The sequence below is a fragment of the Martinezella lusitana genome (assembly GCF_900094565.1).
GTDB classification, from domain to species: Bacteria; Pseudomonadota; Alphaproteobacteria; order Rhizobiales; family Rhizobiaceae; genus Rhizobium; species Rhizobium lusitanum.
In genome coordinates this window covers 273,833-285,916 of sequence record NZ_FMAF01000004.1, presented here as the reverse complement: position 1 = coordinate 285,916, position 12,084 = coordinate 273,833, and the positions used below count along the sequence as shown (strand labels likewise).

The window sequence follows — 12,084 nt, the reverse complement described above, 5'->3', positions numbered from 1 at the left end:
GCATTGATTTACAAAGAATCTCTTCCATGTCATGCCATTATCGCATGGCAATGGAGGTCGTGATGCAAGAGTTCGAAAACGTAAGAAATGAGATTCCTACGGATGTGATTGATCGTCTGGAAAGCGAATGGCGGCTGATGCAGTCTCATGACTCGCAGCTGAAGACCGGGCTGCAGACGGAGACCCCTGAGAACACGGCACCGGCCACGTCCGATAGTCTCGGATCCCTGGATAAGTGACGGGTTTCGAGGGATCGCTTTGACATGACGGTGTCCCTCTGACGGCGCCTGTTGCCGACACTTTTTCCATCATCTCGCATCTGGATATCGATCAGCCCCGACCAATGGTCAGGGCCGATCCGCTGCGAGAGTCTGGGCAGGTTCGCAATGTTGCCTAGGCGTCGAGATAGCGCTCGGTCAGTCGCGCCCACATGGCGGCGCCGACGGTGAGGCTTTCATCGGCGAAGTCATATTTGGCGCTGTGCAGGATTGCGGAATTGACGCCGTTGCCGAGGCGCAGGAAGCTGCCGGGCTTGTGTTCCAGATAGTGGGAGAAATCCTCGCTGCCGGGAATGAGGCTGCATGTGGCGACCTTGTCGGCGCCCACGAGCTCTTCTGCCACCATGCGCGCGAATTCGGTTTCCTTCTCGGAATTGACGACGACGGGATGGCCGTGGGCATAGTCGACCTCGACGCTGGCGCCATAGCCTTCGGCAACGGATTGCGCCAGCTTGCGGATTCGGGCTTCGAGGAGCTCGCGTATCTTCGGATCGAAAGAGCGGATGCTGAGCAGCATCCTGGCACTCTCGGGAATGACATTTGACGCTTCGCCGGCATGGATGGAGCCGACGGTGACGACGGCCGTCTGCGTCGGGTCGATGCTGCGGGAGACGACCGACTGCAGGCTGACGACGAGGTTGCAGGCGACTACGACCGGATCGATGGTCAGGTGCGGGCGAGAGGCATGGCCCCCCTTGCCGGTTATGGTGATCTCGGCCGTATCCGCCGCCGCCATCAGCGGTCCCGAACGTATCAGCCAGGTGCCTTCCGGCGCGCCGGGATGATTGTGCAGGCCGAAGATGGCGTCGAAAGGAAAGCGCTCGAACAGCCCGTCTTTGATCATCGCCGGAGCGCCGCTTAAGGCGCCTGCTTCCTCGGCTGGTTGGAAGATCAGGTTCACCGTCCCGTTGAAGCGGCGGGTGCGGGCGAGATATTCGGCAGCGCCCAGCAGCATGGTCGTATGGCCGTCATGGCCGCAGGCGTGCATCTTTCCCGGCGTCCTGCTGGCATAGGGGCGACCCGTCTGCTCGGTGATGGGCAGGGCGTCCATGTCGGCGCGGATGGCGATGCTCTTCTTGCCGGCCCCGGCCGTCAGCCGGGCGACGACACCATGGCCGCCGACATTGCGCGTCACCTCGTAACCCCAGGCTTCCAGTTTTTCGGCGACGAAGCAGGCGGTTTCCGCCTCCTCGAAGGAAAGCTCGGGATTGGCGTGAAAGTGCTGCCGGATGCCGATCAATTCGGCCTTCATCGGCTCGAAATCCGACAGGCGGGCGAAATCGTTGTCGAGGGTCATGGCTGTTCCAATGGTTCGCTAGAGCCGCCGTCCAGCCTCGGCGGGGCGGCTTTAAAGGGGATCGAATGCCGTCGCGCTAGATAAAGCGCGACAGGAAGCTTCTGGTGCGGGGATGCTGCGGATTGCCAATGACATCCTCCGGCTTGCCCTGCTCGACGATCTTGCCGCCATCCATGAAGACGACCCGGTCGGCAGCTTCGCGGGCAAAGCCGATCTCGTGGGTGACGACGATCATCGTCAGGCCCTGGCTGGCGAGATCGCGCATGGTTGCCAGCACTTCGCCGACGAGTTCCGGATCGAGCGCCGAGGTCGGCTCATCGAACAGCATCAGCTTCGGCTTGATCGCCAGCGCTCTTGCAATTGCCACGCGCTGCTGCTGGCCGCCGGATAGCTGTCGCGGATAGTTGTCGGCCTTGGCTGAAAGGCCGACACGGTCGAGCAGTGCCCGCGCATTGTCCGTCGCCTGCTTCCGGCTTTCGCCGTGGATGCCGACCGGTGCTTCGATGATGTTCTGCAGGGCCGTCATATGCGGATAGAGGTTGAACTTCTGGAACACCATGCCGATCTTGCGCCGCTGCAGCGCAATCGCGTGGTTGGAGAGCTGCACGAGGCGGCCCTTGTGCATGCGGTAGCCGATCTGTTCTCCATCCACTTCGATCGAACCGCGATTGATCGATTCCAGATGGTTGATGCAGCGCAGGAAGGTGGATTTGCCGGAGCCGGAAGGGCCGAGGATGACGACCACCTCGCCTGGCGCGACATCGAGGTCGATGCCCTTCAGCACTTCGAGATGCTCGAAGGACTTGTGGACATTGCGGGCGCGCACGAGCGGCGGCAGGTTGACGTTGGCGTTCATTGGCCCGCCTCCTGTGCCGGAATCAGCATCGGAGTGTCATCCTTTGCTGCTGTGGCAGTGCCGGTGCGGCGGTCGCTGCGGCTATAGTAGCGCTCGATATAGCTCTGGCCGATGTTCAGCACCGACGTGATCAGCAGGTACCAGAGGACGGCTACAAGCAGCATCGGGACGACTTCGAAGGTGCGGTTGTAGATCGACTGCACGGAATAGAGCAGGTCGGCCATGGCGATGACGCTGACGAGCGAGGTCGCCTTGATCATGCTGATGAGCTGATTGCCCGTTGGCGGCACGATGGAGCGCATCGCCTGCGGGATAATGATGCGGCGGAGCGCGCGGGCCCGGGTCATGCCGAAGGCTTCGGCCGTTTCGAACTGGCCCCTGTCGACCGAGAGAAGGCCGCCGCGGATGATCTCCGCCATATAGGCAGCTTCATTGAGCGCGAGACCGGCGATGGCCGCCGTCATCGGGCTGATGACGGAATTCGTGTCCCAGCTGACGAAGGTTGGGCCGAAGGGAATGCCGATCGACAGCGTCGGAAAAAGCGTCGAGAGATTATACCAGAAGATCAGCTGCACGAGCAGCGGCGTGCCGCGGAAGAACCAGATGAACAGGGAGGCGAGCGAGCTTGCGAGCCCATCCTTAGACAAGCGGGCGACCGCCAGCAGCAGGCCGAGGACGATGCCGAACGCCATGGCGACGACAGTCAGGCCAAGCGAGACATAAAGGCCGCTGATGACGACGGGATCGAAGAAATACTGGCCGACGACGTGCCAGCCGAAATTCTCGTTGTTGGCGACCGACCAGGCGAAATAGGCGGCGATCGCAAGCGTGACGATCCAGGCCGCAACGCGGCCCTTCGGGAACGGTTTATGGGCATTCGCTACATCCCGCTCAGCCGCATCGCCGGACGGCGATGCGATGTCTCCGGTGTTCGTGCTCATTTCGGCAACGTCCCGCCAAGATTGATACCCGGTTCCTTGATCATGTTGTTCTCAAGGCCCCATTTCTTCATGATGGCGGCATAGGTGCCATTATCAATCAGAAGCTTGACGGCATCCTTGAGAACGGGCCCGAGCGGCGAGCCCTTCGGCACCACGGCGCCCTGATAGAGGTCTTCGAAGCCGTTCTTCTGGCCGACGCCGGTCAGTTCCAGCTGGCCGTTTGCCTGCGATACGAAATAGGTGAGCGGTGCCTGCGACGAGAAGAAGGCATCGGAGCGCTTGGAGCGGACGGCGAGGATCGAGCTTGGCTGATCGGTGAAGGACTGGATCTCGATCGCGCCCTTGCCATCGGTCTTGCATTTCTCGGCCTGGGCCTGGATCACCTTTTCGGCCGATCCGCCAGCCATGACGGCGATGCGTTGGCCACAGGCGCTGTCGAGCGAGGTAATGGCCTTTGGATTGCCCTTCTGGACGGCGAAGACAACGAATTCCTGCACCCAGTCGACGAAATCATTGGCTTCCTCGCGGCTCTTGAAATCGCCGATCGGACCGAAGGCAAACTGATAGCGGCCGGAATTGATGCCTGCGAGGATGGCGGGCAGGCCGCTGACGCTCTCATGCTCGATTTTGACCCCGAGGATCTCGCCGATAGCATCGGTCAGATCGGCACTGGCGCCGGTGAGCTTGGTGCCGGTTACGATTTCATAGGGAGGGAATGAACCATTATTGACGGAGATCATCTTGCCGGAGGTCCGTAGAGCTTCCGGCAGCTTGGCATGCAGGTCCGCGTTGACCGAGAGTTTCGGCAAGCTCGCGTCCTCTGCAAAGGCGGAACCCGAGATCATCAGGCTTGCCACGGCAAGGTAGGTCATTTTCTTCAGCGACATATGTGTTCCCCTTTTTTGCTTTGCATTTTTCAGTCTCAGTCGATGGTTACGCCGCGCTCGTCCGGCTGCCGTCGACGTCGAACGGAAAGAGTTCTTCCGGCGTCATCAGTCGCGGCAGGATCCCCTGCACATGCAACTCGCCGGCGAAATCTGTGATCATCTTGCGATTGGCCGCAAAGCCGCTCGCATTCCAGCCCTCCGGCAGCTCGGCCGCCGATTTCAGCAGTTCGTCGAGCATGAAGGGCGTCGTGTCGGCATATTTCCGCCGCTTGCTCAGCCACACGCGCTGCGATTCATCGATCAACGCACTCAGCTCGCCAATCACCCAGGGATGTTCGGCGACGATTTCGGCCTTCAATCCGATCAGGTGCATACCCGGTACATAGCCCACTTCATCGAAGTAGCGACGCTCGGCGCTGCGGAAATCCGAAAGGACCTGGCGGAAAGCGGAGCCGCCGGCGAAATAGCCGTCCGGCATGAAGGGCGTGAAGATCGCGTCGAGCCCGCCTTCTTTCAGAAGGTCGACCATCGGCCTCTCGCGGGGGGCTGGCTCGATACGGCCGGGACGGCCGAAGCCATCGAGACGGTCGACGATTGGATGAGCTTCGGTGAGGCGACCGGCATACCACATGGCGTCCTCGACACCGACGCCTTCACGGCGGAGCGCTGCGCGCGTCCAGGTATTGCCCGAGTCGCGCCAGCCGGTGACGCCGATGCGCTTGCCGGCCAATTGCCCAAAGGTCGTGATCGGACTGTCCTTGGTGGTGATGACGCAGCGGTGGCGGAAACCGCGCATGATGAAATTCGGGATGCCGACGACGCTCTCGTCGCCGTCGATGCGCAATTGTGTATAGCGGCTGAAGGAGGTTTCAGCCACGTCATAGGCATCGCTCTTGCCGACATGCGAGATGAGCGTGCCGACTCGGTCGACCTTGAGATCGAGCTTGGGGGAGGAGACGTCACCCAGGACCAACGGTGTCATGTAGTCCCAGTCACGGAGGGCAAGGCGGAGAGTAAGGGGCATGGATATTCACTCACGAGAAAACTTGTTTTCCAGATGAGTAAATGTTCAATATGGGTCAATCAAATGTTATTACGTTATTGAACATTAAAAGATGGCGCGGAAATGGGCGAAAATCGGGACGCGAAGTGGTTTGCCGAAAAATTGAACGATCGGACGATTCGCGGCATTGCGATCGAAACCAGTGCGCTGATCCGCGCGGGCGCGCTGCCTGTCGGCACCAAATTGCCGCCGATCCGCGATCTGGCCTTTGCGCTCGGCATCAGTCCAGCGACGCTGTCGGAGGCCTGGAGCGAGCTCAGGCGCCAGAAGATCATCAGTGGGCGCGGTAGGAACGGCACATGGGTCAGTGGCGATCGTTTCGTCGCCAAGCCGGTGCGTCTTGCGAGCGTGGGTGACTATGGCGACGGCGCATTGAACCTGACCGCAGCCGTTCCCGATGTCCGACTGCTGCCGAAGCTGGAGGCGGCGATGGCCTATGGCGCCTCGGCCGAGAACCTCAACAGTTACGAGCGCAGCCGTATCCTGCCGGAGCTGGAGGAGGAGGTGAGGAAGGCCTGGCCCTATGAGCCCGAAGCCTTCCTGGCGACCAATGGCGGCTATAACGCCGTGTATACTTTGATCAACGCTCTCGTCATGCCCGGCGCCTCGGTCGCCATCGAAGATCCCACAGGCATGCGGCTGCTGGATATTCTGGAGGATCGTGGCGCCCGCATCATTCCGGTAAAATGCGATGAGGAAGGGCCGCTGCCGTCCTCGCTGGAGGAGGCGCTGAAGTACCGGCCGGTCGCCTTCGTCTTTCAGCCGCGCATACATTCCGTCACCGGCCAAAGTGTCAGCCCCGCGCGCATGGCAAGTCTTGCCGGCGTCCTTCGCGATAAGGACACGCTGATCGTGGAAGACGATGGTGTAGCCGATATCTCGACGGCTCCGCGTCATTCCATGGGACATCTTTTCCCCGACCGCGTCATCCATATTCTCTCATTTTCGAAAACACACGGGCCGGATCTGCGCCTTGCGGTGCTCTCGAGCTCGCGCGCGATCATCGACCAGATCCAGTCCTATCGCAGCTTTAGTTCCGGCTGGACCAGCCGTATCCTGCAGGCGGCTGCCGCCTGGCTGCTGCGGGATGCGGCGACTGAGGCGTGCCTGGACCATGCCCGCAAAACCTACCGCGAGCGCCGCGCCGGTCTGATCGATGCGCTCGGCGAGCGCGGTGTGAAAGCGTTGCACGGAGAAGGGTTGTGCGCCTGGATACCAGTCTCGTCCGAACCCTTCGCGATGGTGACGCTTGCGGCGCGGGGCATAGCCGTGCATCCGGGCGCCAAGTTCTCCATCCTGCCCAGCAGCCACTTGCGCGTTGCGACCGCCAATCTTTCAGAGCGGCGCGATGAAGTCGCCGATGCCATCGCGCTTGCCGCCGTTCACACCTGACTTTGCCAAGAGCTATTCGCCGGGCGTGCTGGCGCTTACTCCCTTGGTCTCGCTTTTCCAGGATGATGCATATTTGACGAGCAGAGTGGCAAGCTGCGCCGAGGCAAATGCTATGATGGAAATCAACGCGAGATAGAGAACAATATAGGCAAGGGGCTGCGACTGAATCGCACGGAAAACATGGCCGTAGATCTCGGTGAAGCCGCGATGGCACATATAGATCGGATAGGAGAGATAGCCGAGGAAAACGCCGATCCGCTGCAAACTGGCCGGAAGCTCAAGCATCGTGCCGGCAAGGACGATGAGCGGCGAGATCAGGATGCAGAATATCAGCGCATATTTCAGCGAAGAGGTGGGCAGGAACAAAAGAATGCAAATCGCCGCGATCGGCAGGACGGCGAAGTAGGTATTTGCTGTTCGCCCGAGCCCGGAAAGGCTTCGGAGCCTGTAGATGATCATGCCAAGGGTGAATGAGAAAAACACGCGGGCGAGGCCGCCATCAACCGAATGCCATTCCCAGCCGAGGTCAAGCGACCTGTGAACGAAGACCGAAGCGATCAGCGCCGCCAGGGAAACAGCGGCAATGGCGATAAGTGTTCGCGTTTTCAATCTGAAAAGCACGAGCGCGAATACCAGATTTGCCAGCAGCTCCCAGAACAGCGACCAGGCCGGCCCATTCAGCGGATAGAGCGGCCAGAGGTCTCCGGCCGAACGGGTCAGGAAGCTCGGCGAAGGCAGCATGAAGACGGTCGACAAGATGCTTGCGAAGAGATCGGCGCGCCCGACGCCTGCGGCCTGCCAGTGCAACAACAATTGAACAAGGCCAAAGACGCTGCCGATCAAAAAGAGCGGATAGAGGCGTATATATCGAGCCTTCATGAAGGCCAGGACGGTCATGCCACCGGCAAGCTTTTCGCCATAGGCTCTGGCGATCACAAATCCGCTGAGAACGAAGAAGAAATCGACCGCGATATAGGCTGATGGCGCATAGGGCCTGTCGAGATGGTAGACGACAACGGCGAATGCCGCCAGGCCGCGCATGGCGTCCAGGGCGGCGTATCTATGTCTTGTTGCATCAGCCGGCATTGATCGAGACCTCGTTGAGCGAAAGCGACGCGTGTGCCTTATCCGGCTGCGCGGACGCCGAAGAATTCACTTCGCAGGTTGCGATCTAGCGGGCGGACACGGGTGAGATTTCCCAGGAACTGGCGTGGATGGCGAAGCACCGATGAGTTCAGAAAATGGGTCCGGATCAGATTGGAGGACTTGCTATGAGCGCCGCTGTGTCCGACCCGGTAGATCGCGCCGCGAAAGGGGAGCGATCCCAGCGGATGACCTTGATCGGCCAGCATCTTGCCGATGCGCACATGGCTGCCGAGCATCGACTTGATGTAATCGATATCGGCGTCTTCGAAGGTTGCCGGCAGCCGGTATAGATCCGAGCGGATGATCAGCGACGTCCCGCAGAAATTGGCGAAATCGTTGTGATGCAGCAGCAGCCGACCGCCTTCGTTCCATAGATAACCGCGGTCGATCTTCCAGCCATTGGCATCGGCGTTCTTTGCGGCGAACTCGACGATGTTGGCGCTGACGAAATCATCGTCGTCGACGATCATGAAGAAGCGCGTGTCGCGGGCGGAAAGCATTCCGGCCAACACCCGGCGACCCTTGTCCAGACGGAATGCGTCGTAGACTTTTTCGCGGTCGGCGCCGTTGATATCGTGCAGCTGATTTGGCGGGAAGGTTACGCGCTCTGCCGAGAATTTCGGCGGCAGGTCAGGCAGATCGGCACCCTCATTGGCAACGATCACGGCGCGCCAGTCGCCGTTGGTTTGTCCGGAAATCGAGGCTATCGTTTGCGACAGCCTCCTCTTCAACGAAGGCCAATCGTTCGAATTGGCCTGATGACGAACCGGGATGATGAAGGTAACCAGCGTCATAAACGCGCCCTTTCTGACAATTGGTGCTGCCATGGCGGGGGTCGAAGTGGCATTTGCTGCCTTGTTTCGATCCGTTGTCCGCGACGGCAGTTATTGAGCTTTTGCGCGACGACCTTGCAGCGTCGTGCGCACCAGGAAGAGGATCCTTTCCCTGCACAGGAGGAGGATCAGAGCTGAGTAGGTGATGCCGCCGATCAGGATTTCGCAGACCAGACGCGAGGCTATGGACCAGTCGCGCATGGCCGACGATATCGCCAGTACCGCGACAAGCATGCCGAGATAGGCGGCGATCGGTCTGATGAACTGGCCGAAATATTGCGGGATGCTCAGGCCGATCAACCGGGAGACCATCCACAGCGTCGCAGGCCACAGCATCAGCACTTCGACCATCAGCGCAAAGACGATGGTGGTAACGCCATATTTATAAAGAAGAAGCACGGTCAGGATGGTGACGATGTTGCGCACTAGCTGGTAGTAGAACCACCAATCGGATTTACCCTGGCTTGTGATCAGGGATGCCTGGATCACGCCGATGCCGGCCATCAGGCCGATCACGCAGAAGAAGCGCACCGGCCAGATGGCAGCCGCCCAATGCGGGCCGAAGATCAGCGGGATGGCATCGTCGGCAACGGCTGCGAGCCCCATGAAAGCCGGAAAGGAAATCAGCGAGCAGCCGAAGGTGGCCATGAGGAAGGCTTCGCGGACCTTGTTCTGATCGTGCTGCAGGGAAGAGAGCAGGACATGGCTCACCGAGGTCAAGCCGCCGGCGACCACGTTGTTCAGCATCTCGTACAGGCGTCTGGCGAAATTATAGATACCGAGCGCTGCCGGGCTCACCAACGTGCCGATGATCAGCTGATCGAGGTTCATGGTCTGCAGGAACCGGTTGCCGGAGGCGAATATGCCGTAATGCAGCAACTCGCGCAGGCTCGAGAGCTTGATCCGGACACCGGGCAGCCATTTGGCGCCCCAGAAAGCCGCGACACAGGCTGCGGCCGGCGCCGCGATCTGGGCGATCGCAAGCGCCCAGAGGCCGAAGCCGGCGAAGATCAGCGACAGGCAGATGGTTGCGGACACGCAGGTGGCGATCGCGGTACGCGCCGCCGCCAGATGAAAGGACATCGTCCTGCCGATCAAGGCGTTGGGAACGATGATCATCATGTCGAAGAAGATCTTCAATCCGATGATCATCAGCAGGCTGACGATCTCGTCGTGGCCGACCCAATGGGCAACGGTCGGTGAGAGGAAAAACAGCGCGGCATAGAGAATGGCCGCCGAAAGGAAGGAGAGCCAGAAGACCGTGTCGAGATGGCTGCGCCGGATCGACTTCTGCTGGATCAGCGCTTCGCCGAAGGCTGTAGGCCCAAAGCCGGCGGTGAAACTGACGATGGCGAAGGCGAGCGCAACGAGACCGAAATCTTGCGGCAGAAGAAATCGCGACGTGACGACGAAGACGAGACTGTTGAGCGCCGTCGGGATCAACGTGTCCAGTGCCGACCAGAATGCACCCCTCAATGCGGCCCGCGATCGGTTTTCGCTCAGATGTTCAAAGACGATGTCATCCGCTTGGGAAGCCAGCAATCGCATACTCCACGTTTTAAATTTTCAACCGGCGCAGGCGTCTTCCGGCGTCGGCCGATCGCCGTGTCGTCATCTTTGATGGAATCGAACGGCTCACTTGAGGCTTGATCTAGGCCAGCCCTTCGATTTGTCTAGGGACGATTGTTGCATTGCAACATAGCGTTGCTGAAAAGAGTCGGCGATCGAGATAAGGGCGAGCAAACCGACCGTCTCAAGGTGGCTTCGATCGACCGCAAAGATCAGCTTGGACGGGCTTATCCATGTCCCCGCATGCGAGCCATGATCAATGGCGCAATCACTGGGCGGCGGAGCGGACCTTAGGCACTTCGTCCCATTCGATATCGGGCGCTAATTCCGCCTCGTCATGAGATTCGTCCATGACATAGAGATAGCCGTCGAGCATGTCGCAGGCGCGTTCGTTGGCGCCGATCTTTGATTCGGTCTCACTGATCGCGGTGGCAATCGCCTTAATGCGGGCGCGCAGCATGTGGCCGACAACGTCCTTGCCGGGGCGTTTTCCAAGACGGTCGAGATGAAGGTTGATCCGATTGGAATGCCGCTCCAGTTCGCTCTTGCTGAAATGCGCCTTGCGGATCTCTTCGAGAAGAGCCGCCCGCATTTTGGCAACCGGATCGAAGGTCCCGGGCTCGCGTTCGTCCAGAACCATATCGGTAATAAGCTTCTCGATGGCGACCAGCGCCTGCAGATCGACGGCATCGGTCAATTCGACATCATAGCCGGTATCGTCGAAGACTTTTCGGCGCACGGGATCCAGAAGCAGCTCATAGGCCTTCTGCAATTGCGAGAAGGTCTCGGTATCGCCGCCGGAATCGGGGTGTGCCGCCTTCGCCCGTTTGCGATAGGCCGCCTTGATCTGCTCTTCGCCCGCATCGCGCGCAACGCCGAGAATGTCGTATGGATCAGTCACTCCAACTCCTGCCGCCGCTTCGTCCTGTCCCAAGGGCAGAAGCCCTTTGCCGTTGAATTTTCCGGCAGACAAAAAGGTCCCCCATCGGGTCGTTCCTATCTGCCCACGACGTCTTTGTACCATCACAAAGGCAGAGTTTGGACAAAAACAATCACGTGTCAAAGCCGAAGTGTCTCTTCTGTGGAAATGCGGCTTCCTAGATCGTTCGATCGAAGAAGACGGTCGAGCGTGCCTGCTTCAGCCGATAGAGTTGGGCCGGGCGATTGCTGGCACGGCGCATTTCTCCTTCTATTGGCTCGATGAAATCTGCTTCCGCCATGCGTTTGCGGAAGGCCGATTTGTCGAGACTGCGGCCCAAAAGGCGCTCGTAGACGGCCTGTAATTCGCCCAATGTGAAGGCTTCCGGCAGAAGGTGGACCGGCAGCGTCGAATATTCGACCTTGCTTCGCAGCCTTGCGGTCGCCGCCCTCAGAATGGTGGCGTGGTCAAATGCAAGGGGCTCCATAACCGCGTCGCCGCTGATCGGCCGCCAGGCAACATCAGTCACGTTACCCCCGTGCCGCAAGGTGAACGCATCCGGCGAAATCAACGCCATGTAGGTTACGCTCAAGCTCCAGCCGCGCGGATCGCGCAACGCATCGCCGAAAACGCCGACTTGTTCGAGATAGGGCGCCGTGATTCCCGCTTTGTCGGCCAGGACACGCCGCGCCGCCGCTTCGAGGTCGCGGTCCTTGTCGACATGGATCCACCCGCCCGGCAGCGCCCAATCGCCGGCAAAAGGATCCGTGCCGCGACATGCCAGCAGGACCTCGAGCCCAGCAGGTACCAGGGCAAAAATGGCAAGATCGACCGAAACGATCGGCCTTTGATAAAGGTCTTCGGGGCTATTCATGCTCCCGAATATAGCGCGCCTTCATCTTA

The 12,084-nt window shown here is 60.0% G+C and carries 12 protein-coding genes; 2 read left to right on the top strand and 10 right to left on the bottom strand.

The features are described from left to right. Positions 1–62 precede the first annotated feature (62 nt). Entirely contained in the window at positions 63–239 is a 177-nt protein-coding gene (locus tag GA0061101_RS39345; protein WP_167669541.1) for a hypothetical protein, read from the top strand. Between the two features lie 154 nt (positions 240–393). Here the strand turns inward: GA0061101_RS39345 and GA0061101_RS10665 are convergent, their stop codons facing one another. From GA0061101_RS10665 to GA0061101_RS10645, 5 genes are all read right to left on the bottom strand, one after another. Next, the gene (locus GA0061101_RS10665; RefSeq protein ID WP_037192546.1) at positions 394–1,575 is read right to left on the bottom strand and encodes a M20 aminoacylase family protein; all 1,182 of its coding nucleotides are present in this window, start codon (positions 1,573–1,575) and stop codon (positions 394–396) included. 76 nt (positions 1,576–1,651) lie between these two features. After that, positions 1,652–2,431: an amino acid ABC transporter ATP-binding protein gene (locus tag GA0061101_RS10660; RefSeq protein WP_092573579.1), complete on the bottom strand. Its 780-nt coding sequence runs from the start codon at positions 2,429–2,431 to the stop codon at positions 1,652–1,654. Then, the gene (locus GA0061101_RS10655) at positions 2,428–3,372 is read right to left on the bottom strand and encodes an amino acid ABC transporter permease (protein WP_037192542.1); all 945 of its coding nucleotides are present in this window, start codon (positions 3,370–3,372) and stop codon (positions 2,428–2,430) included. Before GA0061101_RS10655 ends, GA0061101_RS10660 begins: the two co-directional genes overlap by 4 nt. Further along, positions 3,369–4,259, bottom strand: a complete 891-nt coding sequence (locus GA0061101_RS10650) for an ABC transporter substrate-binding protein (RefSeq protein ID WP_037192540.1) — start codon at positions 4,257–4,259, stop codon at positions 3,369–3,371. The genes GA0061101_RS10655 and GA0061101_RS10650 overlap by 4 nt, the downstream gene beginning before the upstream one ends. A gap of 46 nt (positions 4,260–4,305) precedes the next feature. Then, positions 4,306–5,283 (bottom strand): substrate-binding domain-containing protein, encoded by a 978-nt coding sequence (locus tag GA0061101_RS10645; RefSeq protein ID WP_037192538.1) that lies wholly within the window; start codon positions 5,281–5,283, stop codon positions 4,306–4,308. Between the two features lie 102 nt (positions 5,284–5,385). Here GA0061101_RS10645 and GA0061101_RS10640 point away from each other — a divergent pair, with 102 nt between their 5' ends. After that, a complete protein-coding gene (locus GA0061101_RS10640) occupies positions 5,386–6,714 on the top strand; it encodes an aminotransferase-like domain-containing protein (RefSeq protein ID WP_037192535.1) in 1,329 nt (442 codons plus the stop codon). Between the two features lie 12 nt (positions 6,715–6,726). On the opposite strand, the gene GA0061101_RS10635 is transcribed toward GA0061101_RS10640, so the two are convergent. The 5 genes from GA0061101_RS10635 to GA0061101_RS10615 form a co-directional block, all read right to left on the bottom strand. Continuing rightward, positions 6,727–7,800, bottom strand: coding sequence for an acyltransferase family protein (locus GA0061101_RS10635; protein ID WP_037192533.1), 1,074 nt, complete (start codon positions 7,798–7,800; stop codon positions 6,727–6,729). 38 nt (positions 7,801–7,838) lie between these two features. After that, positions 7,839–8,654 (bottom strand): hypothetical protein, encoded by an 816-nt coding sequence (locus tag GA0061101_RS10630; RefSeq protein WP_037192531.1) that lies wholly within the window; start codon positions 8,652–8,654, stop codon positions 7,839–7,841. A gap of 90 nt (positions 8,655–8,744) precedes the next feature. Beyond that, a complete protein-coding gene (locus GA0061101_RS10625; RefSeq protein ID WP_037192529.1) occupies positions 8,745–10,241 on the bottom strand; it encodes a lipopolysaccharide biosynthesis protein in 1,497 nt (498 codons plus the stop codon). Between the two features lie 289 nt (positions 10,242–10,530). Further along, complete coding sequence (locus tag GA0061101_RS10620; protein ID WP_037193235.1) at positions 10,531–11,163, bottom strand: DnaJ domain-containing protein; 633 nt, start codon at positions 11,161–11,163, stop codon at positions 10,531–10,533. A 196-nt stretch (positions 11,164–11,359) separates the two neighbouring features. Beyond that, the gene (locus GA0061101_RS10615; protein ID WP_037192527.1) at positions 11,360–12,055 is read right to left on the bottom strand and encodes an NUDIX hydrolase; all 696 of its coding nucleotides are present in this window, start codon (positions 12,053–12,055) and stop codon (positions 11,360–11,362) included. Positions 12,056–12,084 lie beyond the last annotated feature (29 nt).